The sequence below is a fragment of the Rothia sp. (in: high G+C Gram-positive bacteria) genome, from assembly GCF_030540545.1.
GTDB lineage: Bacteria > Actinomycetota > Actinomycetes > Actinomycetales > Micrococcaceae > Rothia.
This window is the reverse complement of sequence record NZ_JAUNVZ010000008.1, coordinates 85,979-103,528: the sequence shown is the minus strand read 5'-3', so window position 1 is coordinate 103,528 and position 17,550 is coordinate 85,979. Positions and strand designations below refer to the sequence as shown.

Annotated in this window: 9 protein-coding genes; 4 read left to right on the top strand and 5 right to left on the bottom strand. The window is 58.8% G+C overall.

Going from position 1 to position 17,550, the window contains the following annotated elements; all coding sequences use genetic code 11:
- Nucleotides 1-610: 610 nt before the first annotated feature.
- Complete coding sequence (locus tag Q4P78_RS07770) at nucleotides 611-1,570, bottom strand: phosphotransferase (RefSeq protein WP_303339796.1); 960 nt, start codon at nucleotides 1,568-1,570, stop codon at nucleotides 611-613.
- Nucleotides 1,571-1,797: 227 nt separating this feature from the next.
- Here Q4P78_RS07770 and Q4P78_RS07765 point away from each other — a divergent pair, with 227 nt between their 5' ends.
- The gene (locus Q4P78_RS07765; RefSeq protein ID WP_303339795.1) at nucleotides 1,798-3,744 is read left to right on the top strand and encodes an ATP-dependent helicase; all 1,947 of its coding nucleotides are present in this window, start codon (nucleotides 1,798-1,800) and stop codon (nucleotides 3,742-3,744) included.
- Nucleotides 3,745-3,983: 239 nt separating this feature from the next.
- Complete coding sequence (locus Q4P78_RS07760; protein ID WP_303339793.1) at nucleotides 3,984-4,508, top strand: M48 family metallopeptidase; 525 nt, start codon at nucleotides 3,984-3,986, stop codon at nucleotides 4,506-4,508.
- 251 nt (nucleotides 4,509-4,759) lie between these two features.
- Here the strand turns inward: Q4P78_RS07760 and Q4P78_RS07755 are convergent, their stop codons facing one another.
- The 3 genes from Q4P78_RS07755 to Q4P78_RS07745 all read right to left on the bottom strand — a co-directional run bounded on the left by Q4P78_RS07755 (nucleotide 4,760) and on the right by Q4P78_RS07745 (nucleotide 13,462).
- Entirely contained in the window at nucleotides 4,760-8,866 is a 4,107-nt protein-coding gene (locus Q4P78_RS07755; RefSeq protein WP_303339792.1) for an ATP-dependent DNA helicase, read from the bottom strand.
- Between the two features lie 16 nt (nucleotides 8,867-8,882).
- Nucleotides 8,883-12,659, bottom strand: a complete 3,777-nt coding sequence (locus Q4P78_RS07750) for a PD-(D/E)XK nuclease family protein (RefSeq protein WP_303339791.1) — start codon at nucleotides 12,657-12,659, stop codon at nucleotides 8,883-8,885.
- A 107-nt stretch (nucleotides 12,660-12,766) separates the two neighbouring features.
- On the bottom strand, nucleotides 12,767-13,462 hold the full coding sequence (locus Q4P78_RS07745; RefSeq protein WP_303339790.1) for an exonuclease domain-containing protein: 696 nt from the start codon (nucleotides 13,460-13,462) through the stop codon (nucleotides 12,767-12,769).
- A 173-nt stretch (nucleotides 13,463-13,635) separates the two neighbouring features.
- Here Q4P78_RS07745 and Q4P78_RS07740 point away from each other — a divergent pair, with 173 nt between their 5' ends.
- Complete coding sequence (locus tag Q4P78_RS07740) at nucleotides 13,636-14,979, top strand: threonine/serine exporter ThrE family protein (protein WP_303339789.1); 1,344 nt, start codon at nucleotides 13,636-13,638, stop codon at nucleotides 14,977-14,979.
- Between the two features lie 151 nt (nucleotides 14,980-15,130).
- Here Q4P78_RS07740 and Q4P78_RS07735 read toward each other — a convergent pair whose 3' ends face one another.
- A complete protein-coding gene (locus Q4P78_RS07735) occupies nucleotides 15,131-15,859 on the bottom strand; it encodes a hypothetical protein (RefSeq protein WP_303339788.1) in 729 nt (242 codons plus the stop codon).
- Between the two features lie 324 nt (nucleotides 15,860-16,183).
- Here Q4P78_RS07735 and hemL point away from each other — a divergent pair, with 324 nt between their 5' ends.
- On the top strand, nucleotides 16,184-17,530 hold the full coding sequence (gene hemL / locus Q4P78_RS07730) for a glutamate-1-semialdehyde 2,1-aminomutase (RefSeq protein WP_303339787.1): 1,347 nt from the start codon (nucleotides 16,184-16,186) through the stop codon (nucleotides 17,528-17,530).
- The last annotated feature ends 20 nt before the right edge of the window (nucleotides 17,531-17,550 follow it).

Sequence of the window (17,550 nt, the reverse complement as noted above, 5' to 3'; positions counted from 1 at the left end):
CGGTCATGTCTTTATTGTAGGCGCTGGGGGTGGGGTACTGAAACAGGTTATAACGTGTCTGAGTAGAAATAAGATGTCTAAGGACTGGGTCGGATACAGCACATGGGACGAGCCCCAGAGAGGAACCCTTCTGAATCCACTTGCGTTGGCACTCCTACCGGTTCGTCAGAGGCTGATCCCATGTGGGTGTTTAGATTCCCCTTCACGTCGCGAATAGTATTTTTCGTCGCGAGGGGTGTCTTCCCTCGCGACGAAAAATACTATTCGCGACGCGGAGATAAATTATGGAGACTCCGAATATCTGACTCTATTACATAGCGCATAGGACGAGCCCCAGCCATCTGCGAAAGCGGAGCGGGAAGAGGAAAAGGTTGAGCGCTATTAGCTGGGCATTCGCGCCCCAGCGCGAAGGCACAGGTCGTGCGCGAACGCCTTTTCTTCGGAACGCGACCTAGCCTTAAAAATCGAATAAAGCGCATGGGACGATGCCAATATAGTTACGTTCCAGACTTCACTTGCGTTAGGCTTCCTACCGGACCTAAAGAGCATCATCCCATGCGGGTGTATAGCACAGCCTATATCTATCACACGCTAGTCATATGAAAATCGTTTAGGAGATACGGCCGGTAGCGCGCAGATCGTCTTGAATATCCAGCATGATCGATAGCGCAGTTTGAACCATTTCATCATTGCCGGAATTCATGCCGTTGAGTAGCCATCGTGCGGTGGCAAAATCGGCGTAGAATTCAGCGCGAGCCGCCAAATATGCATCGGGCAGCTGAGGCATTTGCTGACGGTAAATTTCAATAATTCGGTCAGCAAAATCGGTATCTTCGCAGGAGTATAGCCATGCGAAATCAATCGCCGGATCGCCTACATGTAATTCGGACCACCCAGTAACTTCAACAACTTTACCGCGATTCAGCACCAGCTTCTCAGAATCCAGCGAGCCGTGCACCACGCGCGGGCGGAATTGCCACATGGGGTGCTCGGGCGAGAGCAGCATACGCCAATAGTGCAGCAAATCGGCGGGAATATGTCCGCTGGCGGCGGCGCGCTCCAGCTCGGATGCCTTGCGCACGCGCAGCTCCTCGGCGCTATAGGAGGGCAGGTCCGCCTCATAAATAATGTCTTCGGGTGTTACGTGCAGGGTCGCGATGTCGGTGCCAATTTCTTGGGCGAGGTCGCGGTGGGCTCCTGCAGCGCGCGCCACCTGGGCATTGAGCGCGGCGAGGTTGTTGATGCTGTAGCTTTTGCCGGGCACGTAGGTGTAGATGAATACGCTGCGGCCGTCGTAGGGCACGGTGCCGGCGACGGTGGGCACGGCGAAGGGCAGGCGGGCGCGCAGGGCGGGGGTAAAGGATTGCAGAATCAGGTGTTCTGCTTCGAGGCGGATGCTGGTTTCGGCGTCTTGGGGTGCCAGTACGCGCCAGCGACGCTCCGCTGAGTCTTGTATCACGGCAGCATCATAACCGCGCACGGCGTCAGGGAGCTCTTGGGCACCCACCGGGTAAATTCCCGGAATGCCCGCCGAAACAATTGCAGCAAGATGAAGCGGATGTAAAGTCACATCCTAAGATTACCTAAGATTGCACTCACCCGGTAGTTTATAACGAAACTTTACCCCTGACAGCGAAGATAACGGCGCGCCCGGCAGCCCGGTCGGGCGAGAGGGTAAAGTATAAGAGTCCCTGTCTATATTGTGTGCAGGTTGAAGGCGTGTGTTCGGCCGGTTGCGTATTGGTCGCGTTGCCTGTCATTTTCCACCCGCACCGTGAGCCCCAGCCAAGGAGAACTATGAGCCAGCACCCCGCACCCGGCAATCCCGCTGGAGGCTACCGCACCGCACCCGCGCACGGCGGAGGAAATGCACAGCGCAGTGGGAATACACAACGCGGCTCTTACGCGCAGGGATACGCTCCGGCGCCCATCGGGCAGGCGACCCCCGTACAGCCACCCAGCCCCGAATCGATCCTCGAAGGCCTCGACGCAGAACAGCGCCGCGTAGCCACCGAACTCGACCAGCCCATGCGCGTACTCGCGGGCGCCGGAACCGGCAAAACCCGTGCCATTACGCACCGCATCGCCTATGGAATCGCCATCGGCCGCTACGTGCCCAACCGAGTCATGGCGCTCACCTTCACCACGCGCGCCGCAGAAGAAATGAAAGTCCGCCTGCGCGCCCTAGGAGCCGTCGGCGTACAAGCACGCACCTTCCACTCCGCCGCGCTACGCCAGCTACGCTTCTTCTGGCCGCAAGCTGTCGGCGGGTCATTTCCCGACATTATTAAGCACAAATCGCCGTTGATCACCGAGTCCGCGCGACGCCTGCAGCTGCCCACCGACCGCGCAATTCTGCGTGATATTGCCGCCGTCATTGAATGGGCAAAAGTTAGCATGCTAACGCCCGAAATGCTCATGGAAAATATGCCTGTGCATATGCTACCCAGCGCCGTTACCCCGCACACTATGGTGCAACTTTATTCCATGTACGAACAGCTCAAAGACGAAAAAAATATGATCGACTTTGAAGATATTCTGCTGCTCACCATTGGAATTATTGAAGATAATCCCGAGCTTGCTGCAACAATTCGCAACCAATACCGTCATTTCCTGGTGGATGAATATCAAGACGTTTCTCCCCTGCAGCAGCGACTGCTCGACGCGTGGCTGGGAGGACGCAAGGATATATGTGTCGTGGGAGACGCGTCACAGACTATTTATTCATTTACCGGCGCGACCAGCCGACATCTGCTCGCATTCCCTAAAAAATACCCCGGTTCTGTCACCGTGCGGCTCATTCGCGATTACCGCTCCCACACCGAAGTTGTGGAACTAGCCAATCAGCTACTGGCTGCACGCAAGCCGCGCCCCGACTCCACCCGCTATAGTTGGGCGCCTCCCCTAGAGCTGCGCTCACAACGAGGCCCCGGCGTATCTGCCGAGTTTTTCTCCTATGCCGACGACGATCAAGAAGCACAGGGAATTGCCGAAGATATTGCCGATTTAGTATCTAAAGACGGCGTAGCACCCAGTGAAATTGCTGTCCTCTATCGCACTAATTCACAATCTGCCGCTATTGAAAGTGCGCTCTCGCGCGCCAATATTCCCTACCAGATGCGCGGTGCAGAACAATTCTTTGAACGCGGTGAAGTAAAACAAGCAATTCAGGCTCTTAAAGGCACTATTGCAGGTTCAGACGGCACCGAAAATGTTGCAGAAGTAGTACGAGACACGCTCAAGCCCTTGGGTTATAGCCACACTGCGCCCGAAAACAACGGCGCAGTCCGAGCACGCTGGGAATCCCTCGCAGCACTGGTCACCATGACCGACTCGTTAATTGCCGACCGCGCAGAAGAACAGCAAGCAGCACGACGCGACGGCATGCCTATCCCCGCGAACCTCACCCTCTACGAACTCGTCGCAACCCTGGCACACCGCCAAAACAATCAAGACGCACCCATTATGGAAGGCGTAACGCTCGCCTCCATCCATGCCGCCAAAGGCCTCGAATGGGACGCCGTGTTCCTCTGCGGACTCAACGAAGGACTGCTACCCATCACCTTCGCCAAAACCAGCGACGAAATCGACGAAGAACGCCGACTGCTCTACGTCGGAATCACGCGCGCGCGTAAGTACCTGACGTTCAGCTGGTCGCTATCGCGCACGCACGGCGGACGAGGACACCGCAAACGATCGCGATTCCTCGATGATATTCACCCCGAAGGTAAGACTCGGAACTAATACCCTCTCCCGAGTATTAGGATGCACGGGTTGCATTTCTGAGAATGGGTTGCGGTGCCGCCACGATCAGCAATCCGGCAAGGCTGCAGCTGAGCGTGAACAGAAATGCACAAAGTGTTCTCATCGGCGACACTATAAATCCCAATAAAGAATTTAAGGAGCAAATTACGGCCACTCGACGAGCAGCAAAAATTACTGAAATAATTCCCGCAACTGATCAACATCCAGCTATTGAAATAGTGCGTTCTACCCGACGAACCCGCACCATTACCGCACAAAATAATTCTGACGGTTCTGTGCGTCTGCTCGTCCCCGCGCGCGCAAGCCAAGCAGAAATTAACGATGCTTTAGCGTCCCTGCTGCCTCGGCTTGAGCGTCAGCGGACGCAACGAACCGCAGCTCGCGAGCGCTTCGCATCCGACGAGTACCTGGTTCAGCGTGCCGAATTCCTGATGAATACTTACCTTCCCGAGTTGTTGGAATTATCTGAGGAGGAGCGCCCTGTCTCTATCCGGTGGGTGTCGAATCAGCGCACCCGTTGGGGTTCTGCGACTCCTGCCGTTGGGCGAATCCGCATTAGTGATCAATTGCAGGGCGCGCCCGAATATGTGGTTGATTCTGTGTTGCACCACGAGCTGTGCCATTTTATTGAGATGAACCATAATCAGCGTTTCCGCGCATTGGAAAAGCGTTTTCCTGAGTACGATAAGGCGCAGGCTTTTCTTGGTGGTATGACCTTCGCAGCGTCTCGTATCACAGACTAGATAAAACGGTGCGTCTACGTGGTTTACATTGCGCATGGGACGAGCCCAGGCAGTTACGTTCCCGGGTTTGCTTACCTTCCAGCCCTATCGGTTCGTCAGAGCATCATCCCATGCGGGTGTTGTAGCCACAGCCTTGCCGGATTGGTGGCCGCAACCTTGCCGGATAGCCGGCCGCAGCCTTGCCGGATAGCGTGCCGTAGCCTTGCCGGATTGGGTATTAGCCCATATGGAATGTCTTAGCAGTTATGGATTTACTCTTCGGTGTTCGACTCGGACCATTTGTGTTTGGTAATGAGTCGCTCCAGCTCACTAGCACTGGGTATTCCACCCTGGATATCGCTGTCCCAAATGGTGGTGTTGGGCCCGACATAGTGGAATGCGGTGCGGATCGTGTCGGGGTCGACTCCCATCACGCGCGCAAAGGCAATCTTGTAGACAGCCAGCTGAATCCTCTTGGAGCGCATGGCGCTCTTGCTGGGCACTCGACCAGTTTTCCAGTCAACAAGCTCCCAAAGCGTGAGAGGGTTACCCTGTTCGTCTACGGTTTCGGTACGGAATACCGCGTCGATTCGGCCGCGGATTGAGGTTCCCGCCAGGTGGGTTTCCACGGGGTATTCTGCCGCCCACATGGTGCGATGTGCCCATTGGCTGGCGAGGAATGATTCGCGTAGCTCCTCGATGGTGCTGCTGAAGTCGCTATCGTCGTCTTCGTAGAGTTCCTCGTCAATGTCGAGCATGGGCGCGGAGTTGTAGTGCCCCTCAACCCATTCGTGAAAGAGCGTACCGGTGCGCGCGGCACGGCTGGGTTTGCGCGGTACGGGGCGCATGAGTTGTGCGCGCATGGCGGCGGCGTTTTCGTTGAGTTCGATCAGGGTGGAGGCGGAGAACGCTTCGGGTTTTGCAGGGAGGGTGACTCCTACTTCGCGTCGGGCGAGTTTGAGCAGCATGTCTGCTTCTTGTGCCCAGTCTTTGGCTTGGGCTTGTTGGGCGGGGGTGAGCTGCTCGTGCTCAATGAGTACACCGGGATAGGACAGGAGCATGCGGGCTGCGGCGAGGGTGCGTTCTTTACGGGTGGGCAGGCTGGCGAACCAACCGGGTTCCTGAACAGTATTCAGTTCAGGGTTCTCCCCCGCCGCCACATTCACAGTTCCAGAGACGCCGGATACTCCGAAGAGTTCCTGCGCACGGGCAGCACGAGCACGTTCATCGGCACGCTCCGCCGCGGAGTTAGCGGGCACGCGCCCGGGAGGCAGCGCCACACCGTGGCGCAGCGCTAGCAGCATACCGGCGGCAAGCGCCTTCTCGGATTCCCAACGGTATACGCTGGGACCTTCAAAGGGGTCAAAGGGCCACATGGCGGTGAGCACACTACCCTGGTCGGGGTTATAACTAGTCCATGCCACGGGGTCGATCAGGCGTTGCGCAATAACCGGGCGCACCTGCCAGCTCAACGCCTCCTGCAGGGAGGACGCCTGAGCATAGGGTACGGGGGCGGGTACTGGAGCCTGCGCCACAAGCTCACGAGCAAGGGCCGCGTAATCCTGTCCCTCGTCCTCTAGACGGGAACCGAAATAGGCGTCAATATCAATCGCTCGAGGTTTCTTTTTGGGGTCTTGATCCCAGGCGTAGTTGACCACACCGGTACCCATATAGTGCGGATAATTTTCCGGCTCGGGAGAAGCACTCTGTGTATCCTCGGCACCGCCGGGCAGAGGCTCACCGGTGGCAAAGTGCACCAGTTCATTCCAGAAGGGGTCGGCAACCAGCGGCGTGGCGTTAGCACCTCGCCAGCGGGCGCAGCTTGCCACCAGCAGGCTGCGGGCGCGGGTTGCCGCCACGTACATCAGGCGCCTTTCTTCTTCGAGCTGGTATTCTTCGCACTGCTCATTGGCAAGAGTCAGCGTCTCTTTGAGCTCTTTAAGTGACTCGAGCTCGCGAATCTCCTGAAGACTTTCCAGCTGGGAGGGCATATAGTTTTTATCCCCTCGCAGCGGCCAGGGCAGCTCGCCGAGCGGACCGTACTGCCAGGTTTTCACGCTGGTATTGGCGCGGTCCGCCAAGCCGGGCAGGTACACATTATCCCACTCCAAACCTTTGGAGCCGTGCATGGTCAGCAGCTGCACGGTGCCCGGGCGCGCCTGTTCAATGGCGGGCGCTAGACCCTTTTCGCTGCGAGCGGTTTCTTCAATCCAGGCGAGGAAGCCCATCAGATAGTTCACGCCTCCGGCGGAGAGCACGAAACGCTGAGTGGCTTTTTCTTCGTCCTCGCTGGTGCCGTCTGCGCCCGCATAAATGGTGGCATTAATGCGCGGGGAGGATTGGGCGTAGCGCGCGGCGACATCGTGGAACGCATCCAAATTGGCGCGGGAGGCGTAGCTATCCCCGGAACGTACCGCCAGCTCAATATCGAGCATAAGCACACGCTCAATTTCGTAGAGCAGGGTACCCAAATCTTCGGTGAGCATGGTGCGCAGGGTGTAGAGTTCTTCGCGGAATTCCTGCAGCCGCGCCAAGGCTTCGGGGCTCATGCTGCGCCCGTTTTTGCCGGTGACATGCCCGGGTTCGGGGAGGTTTTCGATGGCTTCGATCAGGGAGCCGAAGTCACTGATTTCTTCCATGGCTTCGGGGTTTTCGGGCAACGCCATGCCGCGGGTGCGCGCGAGCTCATTGGAGTACTCGCCCAGGGCAATCATATCGGCGGTGCCAATGCGCCAGCGCGGGCCGGTGAGCAGACGCGCGAGCGCATCCGAGCGGGAGGGGTCGGCGAGAATCTGCAGGGTGGCAACCATGTCGATAATTTCGGGTTTATCGATCAGACCACCGATACCGCCCAGCTGGGAGGGAATGTTCAGCGCGGTGAGCGCCTGGGCGATGGGTTCAAGCTGCGCGCGGGTGCGGGTCAGTACCGCCATGGTGGGGTGTTCTTGACCGGGTGCGGTGCGGGCGCGTTCGGCGGCAATACGCTCTGCCAGTGCCTGAGCTTCAGCAGCTGCGGTGCCGTAGCGCGCTAGTTCTACCCTGCCGCGCATGGCTTCGAGTCCTGCCGGGTCGGGCTGGGTGATCACGGCGCGCAGCTGCAGATCGGGCACGGTGGAGGGTACGGAGCCGCGCACCCATTCGGGGGCGTGTTTGAGGGGTTCCGCCAGGTGGTTTGCGGCATCCAGAATGGCTTTGTCATTGCGCCATGCCACGCTTAGATACAGCGGGGTCGGGTCGGCGGAGTGGAAGTAGTCGTAGAAGCTAAAGAGCTGACCGGAAGAGGCGCCTCGGAAACCGTAGATGGACTGTTTGGGGTCGCCCACCGCCATGACGGGGTGCTCGGGTAGGCTCTCGCTCGCACCAGTGCCGTGAGAGGTAGAGTGTGCGGCGCGGCTGCCGGAACCAAAAAGGTCGGAGAAGAGGCACATCTGGGTGTGGGAGGTGTCCTGAAATTCGTCCAGGAGCACCACCTTATAGCGTTCGCGTTCGGCGCGCGCCACCTGCGGGAACTGGCGGGCAATGCGGGAGGCGAGCACCATCAAATCGCCGTAGTCCATAACCTGCATGCGTTTTTTAATCAGGGCGTAGCGCTCAACCACATAGCTCAGGGCGATGGTGTTTTTCAGGTGCAGGGTAATCTCCCTGTACTCGGCGCGGCTGCCTTTAGATTCCTCAAAGGTCTCGGTATAGGCTTCCAGCTGGCGGGCGCAGAATTCACGCACCTGTTCGGGGCTTTGCAGGTGCTCGGCGCACTGATCGGAGAGGGTGAGCATGGCGGCAATAATGGTGCTTTTGGCTTGGAACTCATCCTTTTTATTGCGGGGTAGTTCCCCATCCCAATAGGAGACGATTTGCGCGGCGAGCTGGTATTTTTGGGCATCTCCCAGCAGCTGCGCGTCCTGCTCATAGCCCAGGCGCAGACCGTAATCTTTGACCAGGGTGTTGGCGTAGGAGTGGTAGGTGGAGATCACCGGGTCGGAGTCCCCGGCGATGAGTTCTTCTTCGGTGGCTTCGGGCATGTAACCCTTGGCGCGTAGGATTGCCAGGCGGGCGCGCATGCGTTCGCGCAGCTCACCTGCCGCTTTGCGGGTGAAGGTCACGCCGAGAATCTCCTGGGGGCGCACGAAGCCATTGGCGACCAGGTAGATCACGCGGTCGACCATGGTCGCGGTTTTGCCACTGCCTGCGCCGGCAATAACCAGGTGGCTGCTCATATCCGCCTCGATCATGGCGATCTGTTCGGGGGTGGGGCGGTTGAGCTCGAGAATATCCGCCAGTTCCACGGCGCTAAAACGCGGGGTGCTCTGGGGTCGGTTTTCCTGGGCTACATTACCTTGAATAGCGTTCATATTTTCGGTGTTTTCCACGTGATTCTCCATTGCTTCTCCTCCCCTTTTAGTCTTCATCCTGGGTAAGCTGACGCCCTCGCACGCACAGCGGGCAAATATCCGGCAGGGCACAACTCTCCCCCGGACGGTGACGCGCCTGCACCTGCGAAGAGACAATCAGCTCGGCGGCGCGCATAATCAGCTCGTGCGCCCACTGACCGGTACCCGGCTGCGGGGTGATCTCATCGACCACATTAAAGAGCCTGCTCATCTCTTCATAGCTCAGCGCACCGGAGGCAAGCTGCGCCAAGTAGGCGCTCATCTGCTGGGTTTTCTCATCCTCACCCAGCGGTTCCTGCGCCTGGGGTCGATTCTTGGGGGTGGGCACGGTGCCGTCACCCAGCTGCACCAGGGAGGCGCCCGCGCTAGAGCCGGTCAGCCCGCTAAAGAGCTCTCGGGAGCGCCCGCCGGCACCCTCAAAGCGAGCCTGCATGGCTGCCCCGGCGCCCGCCTCAATAGCCACCTGGTAGGCAGCAAGCTGGGCATGCTCTTTAATCTCGTTTTTATTGGGTTTATGCTTGCCGGTCTTAAGATCGGCGATCAAATATTTCCCCTCGCTATCACGTTCCAGACGGTCCACTCGACCGTCCAGCTGGGCGTCCAGCTGCGCACCGGGTACGAGCACACTAAAGGAGCCCTCCACGCCGACCAGTTCGCGCTCATCCCCGGGCATAATCTCATTAATATAGGTCGAGAATTTCATAATCATTGCCTCGGCGCGCTCGCGCAGCTGCTGGCTCTCCCAGGTGTCGGGCAGGTTCAGGGCATCCAGGCGGCGCTCGAGTTCTTCCCGCAGCTCAACCTGGGAGGCGGCGGGCATTTCCTCGGCAATGGCGTGGATCAGCGTGCCTAGGCTACGCGAAAGGTCGGTGGGCGATTCGGCGCGGGCGGCGGCAACCAGCCAGTCCAGGGGCGACTTATGGATGCGCTCCAGGCGCGAGGGGGAAATGGGCACAACCAGGCGTTCAGCCCCGGGCATGCCGTGCTCATCCACCGTGTGGCGCGGGGTGAAAATGGGGTCGGTGCTACTGAGGTTTTTAATGCCCCACCACTGGCTCGGGTGGGCACCGGGAATACCAATACGGCGTTCAATAATCGAGTTATTCCCCTCCGATTGTTCCCCTGACTGGCTCTCAGCCGAATCGCTCTCACCGCTACGATTTTCAGTATCCAACACACGGTATTCGGGAGCTAAGGTGCCGCTGCGTTCCAGCAAAGAATGCAATTGATCCAGCGCCAGAGCGGCACGTACAGGATCGGTGCCGGTCGCGGCAGCGCGCAGCTGAGCCACCAGGGCGCGCAGGGTCAGCGGGCGGCGCACACGGGTAATATCATCGCTAGTTTTCTCCGGCGCCAGGGCATAGAAGAATTCGCTGGGGGCACTGTCTTCATCAATCACGGCGGTAAGAACCACGCTCTTCTGGGCACGAGAGAGAGCGCTGGCGAACATACGCAGCTCATCATGGCGCACATCGCGGGCACGCTCGGCATAGCTGCGCGTGCCCATAAACTCGCCACCATTGAGGGCGCTATCGCACATATCCACCAAATCGGCGGTTGCTAGCAGGGAGCCGCGCAGGGTGGTATTGGGCCATACACCCTCTTGAATGCCGCTCACATATACGGTCTGCCAGGAGCGCGACGCCGCCTGAGCGGGGGTCAGAATTTCCACCGCATCATAGCGCTGACCGCGCGCCGCCAGGGAGTCCATTGCCAAATCCTGCTGATCCAGGTACGCCAAGAATTGCTCCGGGGTGGAGCCGGGCATCTGGTCGGTAAAACGCTCCGCGGACTCAAAAAGACCAATCATGGCGTCCAGATTGCGATGGGCGCGCTCAGCCACAGGGCCAATATTGCCATTAATATGAATTTCGCGGGTCCAGATGCGTTCCAGACCGCTGGCTTCCCACAACTCCCAGAGCACGCTTTGGGCGTCAGCATCCGGGTCATTCAGGGCGCGCATACCGGCAGAGAGCACCGCCGATACGCGACGTGCCGCCACACCAATACCCTCTGCGGGCAGGGCTTCGGGGTCAAGTAGGGCACCGAGCAGCAGCTCATCACTGGGTCGGGTGCCTCCGGCGAGCAATTCTGCGGCGCGTAGCTGCTGGCGCAGGCGGCGTACCTCCATGCTGGAGGCGCCACCCAGGCGGGAGGTGAGCAGGCTAATGGCATTGTGCGCGCCGGAGCCGGGGTTGGCTCGGTCTTCTTCGGCGAGCACATCGTGGAGGCTGCGGCGGAAGAGCTTTTCGGCATTGGTTTCTGCCGGGTTTGCCTGATTTTCAGCGGGGTCAGTATGGGTTTCGCCGGCTTCGGTACTCGATGTAGAAGTAGCTTCAGTCGCACCGGGCACCACAGCACCCAGCTCCGGCAGGCGCAGCCACTGAGCGCTCTGCTTAAGGGTGTACACCAGCAGAGCCAGCGCATCCAAAAAGGGACGCACCGCGGGCTCATCACGCAGAGGAGTCAGTGAGGAAGGAGTCACCGTGGGAATACCGGCGCTTGCCAGCACGCGGCGCAGACGCGCCACCTCACTAGAATTACGCACAATAATCGCCGACTCACGGTACATACGACCGCGGTAGAGGTAATCCTCCAGCAGCATTTGAGCAATCTGGTTTGCCTCATCTTGGGCGCTTGCCAGCAGGTGAGCCTGCACGCCCAGCGCCGACTCACCCACCGCGGTAGAGTCCAGAATATCGCCCAGTTCGTTCACAGCCAGCAGGCTCTGCTGCTCCTCACGCACCTGAGCCGGCTGCAGCTGTCGCACGGTAGCGGCGCGAGGCACCACCGGCAGACGACGCACCAGCTGTTCCCAGCCTGCAGCAACCGGCTCCGACATGCGATAGGAGGAGCTCAGATGCTCTTGTACCAGGTTCGGGTAGAGCACCGAGAAAAGACTCATCATTTCCGGTCGGGCGCCGCGGAAACCCTGCAGGGTATTCTCGCTACACCCGGTGATAACCACCGAGGGCGCTTGAGCACAGGCGACTGCCAGCTGATCGCGCGCTGCCTCTCCCAGATTCGCGGGCACAATGGAACGCGAGAGTAGGTACTCAAAAGAGCCGGTCAAAACACCCAGCAAACGGTAGGTCGCCGGGGACATCTCCTGCGCATCATCAATTAAAATCAGGCGGAAACGTTCACGCTCCTGCGCCAAAAACTCCGGGTGAGTCAGCAGAAAATTGCAGGCGCGGTGAATGAGTGCCGAGGGGTCGAAGGCATTGGGCGCTCGCAGGGCACGCACCTGGGCATACTCGGTATAAAAATCAGCCACGGCAACCCATTCCGGATGACCGTGCTCTCGACCCAGTTGGCGCACCTGATCGGCGTTCAGATTATACTCTGCCATACGGTCAAAGAAATCACGCAGCTCGTGGCGAAAACCGCGCGTATCCAACGCCTGATTCAAATCCTCCGGCCAGCGCACCTGCGCACCGATCCCCGCGCGATGCTGGGTGAGCATTTCAGCAATCATAGTGTCCTGCTCGGGGCCCGAGAGTAGCTTAGGAGGCGCCTGCACCCCCGGCAGCAGCCCCAGCACAAAGGCGCGGCGCAGCACATCGAAAGCGTAGGCAGCCCAGGCGCGCGTGGGTGCTTGGGAGAGGCTTCGTTCGCTGGCGCGGGCAATGGCGTGACGCATGCGGGTGGCACCCTGACGGGTGGGGGCTAGAATCAGCAGGGATTCGGGGTTATTGCCCGTCTCCAGGTAGCTAACGGCGCGCTGAATGAGGGCATGGGTTTTGCCGGTGCCCGGTGCGCCGAGGATAAAAGTTGAGCTCATGATTCTCCCGTCATTGGGTGGATGTCATTGGGGTGATGTGGTGATATCTGGGGTGCTCGCAGACCGAGTCCACAGATTGAATCTACAAACCGAGCGGTTTCCAAAGACTAGTATCGAATGGGCCAGCCACTCTCAATAATCTCGTTTTCACGACCGGGCTTGGTGCGAATCCACGCCTGGAAATCAGCCGCTTGCTGAGCCTCCCAGGCGATCTGGTTCTGGTGCAACTGATCCAGGGGGATATCCAGCTCCTGTGGGAAACGGCGCGCCAGCACATCCAACAGACGCTCGGCAGCCAGCGCATCATCGCGGGAAGCGTGCGCATTATCCAGAGCAATACCGTGTTCAGCGGCGAGGGTCTCCAGGCGGCGATTACCGCGTTTGCGCGGAATCACGTGCTTATGGATCACATAGGGGTCAAGGATAAAGCCGGGCGGCAGCTGGCCGTCCTTAATGTTGTAGCGCAGCATCTCATAGTGCATGACCGAAAAATCATAGGCCGCATTAAAAGCCACCACGGGAATACCGTCCAGAAAGAGCGATCCCAGGGCACCGGCAATATCCCACACCGCTTTATCGGCGGGCATGCCGTGCTCGCGCGCGTACTCGGTGGTAATGCCGTGCACCGCCGCTGCACCCTCCGGAATCTCAATTCCGGGGTTCACCAGCCATTGACCAGCACGCTCAATACTGCCGTCGGGGTTTACCAGCAGCAGGGAGGCGGTCACAATGCGGGCGGTCTTTACGTCCACACCGGTGGTTTCAAGGTCAAAGGTTGCGCGAGGCTTATCAATCCAGCTCATATATGCAACAATACGCCACTTATACCCCGCGCTGCATCTTGGGGCGTTAGTGTTCGAATATGGCGTAGGAATGGGCTGTTTATCCCCGCGTGTATCCCGTACATCGGCTAAAATATTTAGGTAAGCCTTATCCATAAGAGAGTATTCTCTATGTAATCCACTTCAGGAACACCATGGAATACACCGACACCAACACCTATAGTATCTACCTGGGCTCCTCACGAGAGCAGCACAAGCACATCGTTGCGCAATCGCAGGTCGTGCTCCGCCTGGGTCGAATCCTCATGAAATCCGGCGCGAGCGCCTACCGTATTAAAGCCTCCATGGCACGACTGGCAAAAGCAATCGGGCTGGATGAGCACCACGCCCAGGTGACCTTCACCGAACTATCCACCAGCGCCTACGCCAACGGTAATTTCCGCACCGAGGTCGCCGAGCAGCGCACCATGGGCATTAACTCCTATAAAATCGACCAGCTGGGTGTGTTCATCTCGAACCTACCCGAGAAAATTACTCCCGCCCAGGCCGAGGCGGAACTGGACCGTATTGACTCCATGCCGCATTTGTACACGCGCTGGATGCTCACCCTCGCCTCCGGTATTGCCTGTGCCGCCTTCGCCTTTTTGAACCGAGGCGGCTATGTGGAATGCTTCGCGGTGCTGCTTGCCGCCGGTGCCGGTCAGTACCTGCGCTCTACCATGATTAAGCGCGGCATTAACCACATGGCAATCTGGATGCTCTGCGGTTTCCTCTCCACCAGCCTGTACGTGGGTGTGGTCGCATCCCTATCCGCGGCGGGGCTGATCGGGCCAATGCATATGGTCGGTTTCATTTCCTCGATTCTTTACCTGGTGCCCGGTTTCCCCATGGTCACGGGCATGCTCGATATTGCGCGCATGGACTTCCTTGCCGGTATCGCGCGCCTGACCTATGTGACGGTGCTGCTGGTGAGCGCCTCCTTCTCGGTATGGGTCATGATTACGATCTATCACCTGCCGCTGGCTCAAAATGAGCTGCCGCCCATGCCCTATTGGTTGTATGTGATGCTACTGGTTCTTGCCTCCGCTATTGCGGCGATGGGCTTTGCGATGCTCTTTGCTGCCTCTCACACGGCGGTGCTCTGGGCGGGCGTGATTGCCGGTATTGCTAATACGGCGCGTATTCTGCTGGTCAATCAGGGCTGGACCCCCTACCTGGCGGCGGTACTGGCGGTCTTTACGGTGGGTATTATGGCTGAGGTGATCGCGCCCCTGCATAAGCGCCGCTACTCGCGTATTTCTCTCTCGGTGCCCGCCGTGGTGACTATGGTTCCGGGTGTGCCTTTCTACACCGCCATGTCGCACCTGTCTATGGGGGATATGAACTCTGCGGTGGGTGGTCTGGCGCAGTCCCTGCTGGTTTTCCTGGCTCTGGGTTTGGGTCTGGCGTTTGTGCGTCTGCTCTTTGATAAGAACTGGATTTTCGACCAGGATACTCAGGTGATGCGCAAACTCGATACTGAGCGTCATATGCGTTAGGTCTTTACGCTAGTCCTTATGCGAAAAATCCCTCCCCGTATTTTCGGGGAGGGATTCTTTTATCTGTATAGGGAGGCGCTGAGTACCTTAGGCTGCAGGCAGCGCCTGGGCAGGAGGCGGGTTCCGGGGCCGGCGCGAAAGGCGCGGCGTCTTATGCCGTATGCCCCGCGCGTTCTAAACGCTGGCGAAGGGCTGCCTCCGCCGGCTGCTGCGGGAAACCCCGAGGCTCATCGCTCCTAAAATCACGCAAATAATCGTAAATTTCTTCCTCGCTCAGAGACGCCAAAGCGCGCTGATCTTGAACATTATCCGGGTCAGCCCAGCGCCCCATGAGCAGTCGGAAAACCACATTGCCGGTCACCGTGCGGTCACGAATGAGCCGCGGGGAATAATCCAACAGAAGCTGCGCATCCCGATCATAAAAACGCAGATGATAGTTCGAGTAATTATGCTCCCGATCAATCTGCTTGCTATAGGAATAGGCGTGAACATCAGCATAGTAGGCGGTGTAGCCACGCCACAGCTTGGGGCGGTACACCACACGGTCGGGGTGGGCATCAATATAGTGCATGCGCTCGCCGAGCACAATCTGCAAAAACACACCCTCGATGAGAATCAGCACCACCCAATAGGTGGCGCCCTCAAAATCGTTCACGCTATGGCGGATAAATGCCGACATGCCACCCATAGCCAGGGTCATAACCAGGCTGGCAATCACACGACCGCGCACGCCAAAGCGATTGCGGTAGGGATGCAAGCGCGACTCAATCACATGGCGGATGATCAGCCAGGCGAAATAGAGAAAATTAATCGCGGCAGAATATTGGTAGAGCGCAGCAATGGTTTCTCCGCGCGCTATGGTTTCCAGTAGTGTGCGCACGGATCCCTCCTCGCTTAGCGCTACGTGCTGGGTGCGCACTCAAACGGTGCGCCGTCTATGTCCATTCTACGGGAGGGCGGGGCGTGAAATATAGCCGTTGAAATTCTTAACCCGGATTAGGCACGGATGCGTGCAGGCTCGCCAATTTTTGAAGCGGCTGCGAGCGCTGAATACTCCCCCTACGCTATTTCTCGAGCATGCAACTCTGCCCGCGCTACCCTAGAGCACCACAATCTACCCCCCTTAGTGACGTCATGTCGCAGGTACAGGCGCACCCAAAGCCCTATCATAGAAGAAGGTCAAACCCACGACGAAAGGCACCCTATGAGCCTACAACACAGCGTAAGCCAAACCCTCTTCGACACCGCACGAACCCGCATCCCCGGCGGCGTGAACTCCCCCGTGCGCGCCTTCAACTCCGTCGGCGGCACCCCCGCCTTCGTCAACAGTGCCAAAGATGCCTACCTCTACGACGCCGACGGCAACGAATACGTAGACCTCGTCTGCTCCTGGGGTCCGGCACTACTGGGCCACGCACGCCAAGAAGTCGTCGAAGCAGTCCAGCAAGCAGCCGCACGAGGCCTCTCCTTCGGCGCTGCCTCCGCACCCGAAGTGGATCTCGCGTCCCTAGTCATCGACCGTCTGAACTCAGTCGTGCCCGGCGCCATCGATATGGTGCGTATGGTCTCCACCGGCACCGAAGCCACGATGACTGCCATCCGCCTGGCACGAGGCGTCACCGGCCGCGAAAAAATCATCAAGTTCGCAGGCTGCTACCACGGCCATGTTGATTCCCTACTCTCCGAAGCAGGCTCGGGAGTGGCAACCCTCGCTCTGCCCGGCTCTGCGGGCGTGACCGCATCCACCGCAGCCGAAACCATTGTGCTGCCCTACAACGATATCGACGCTGTGCGCGCCGCCTTCGAAGCACACCCCGGTGAAATTGCCGCCATCATTACCGAAGCAGCCCCCTGCAATATGGGTGTCGTGACGCCCGCCCCCGGCTACAATAAGGCACTACACGATATCGCCCACGAACACGGCGCGCTGCTGATCTTCGATGAAGTACTCACCGGCTTCCGTGTATCCCCCGCCGGCTATTGGGGCAAATTCGCACCCGTAGACGCCGACGAAAACGGCACCACCTGGGTACCCGATATCTTCACCTTCGGTAAGGTCATCGGCGGCGGCATGCCCATCGCAGCCCTTGCCGGTAAAAAGCATATTATGGAGCAGCTCGCCCCCACCGGCCCCGTCTACCAGGCAGGCACCCTCTCCGGTAACCCCCTCTCCGTCGCAGCCGGTATTACGACCCTGAGCCTTGCCGACGAGGGCGTATACGAGCGACTGGATCAGCGCTCTGCTAAGCTGCAGGCACGCATCTCCGAAGAGCTCACCCGTGCCGGAGTTGACCACTCGATTCAGTCCGCCGGTAACCTCTTCTCCGTTGCTTTTGGTACCTCCGAGCACGGTGTACACAACTACGAGGATATTAAGGCAAGCGCCACCGAGCGTTACACCGCGTTCTTCCACGCTATGCTGGACGCCGGCGTGTACCTGCCGCCAAGCGCATTTGAGGCGTGGTTCCTCTCGGATAAGCACGACGATGCTGCCATGGAACGCATTTATGCTGCTCTACCTGCGGCAGCTCAAGCAGCAGCTTCTGTCTAACTATAGATCGAGTCTAGTAA

What these genes read in the sequence shown, in the direction of transcription:
- Q4P78_RS07745 (WP_303339790.1), bottom strand. Translation starts at nt 13,462, where the DNA reads ATGAGCTGGATTGATAAGCCTCGCGCAACCTTTGACCTTGAAACCACC.
- Q4P78_RS07750 (WP_303339791.1), bottom strand. Translation starts at nt 12,659, where the DNA reads ATGAGCTCAACTTTTATCCTCGGCGCACCGGGCACCGGCAAAACCCAT.
- Q4P78_RS07765 (WP_303339795.1), top strand. Translation starts at nt 1,798, where the DNA reads ATGAGCCAGCACCCCGCACCCGGCAATCCCGCTGGAGGCTACCGCACC.
- Q4P78_RS07740 (WP_303339789.1), top strand. Translation starts at nt 13,636, where the DNA reads ATGGAATACACCGACACCAACACCTATAGTATCTACCTGGGCTCCTCA.
- Q4P78_RS07755 (WP_303339792.1), bottom strand. Translation starts at nt 8,866, where the DNA reads ATGGAGAATCACGTGGAAAACACCGAAAATATGAACGCTATTCAAGGT.
- hemL (WP_303339787.1), top strand. Translation starts at nt 16,184, where the DNA reads ATGAGCCTACAACACAGCGTAAGCCAAACCCTCTTCGACACCGCACGA.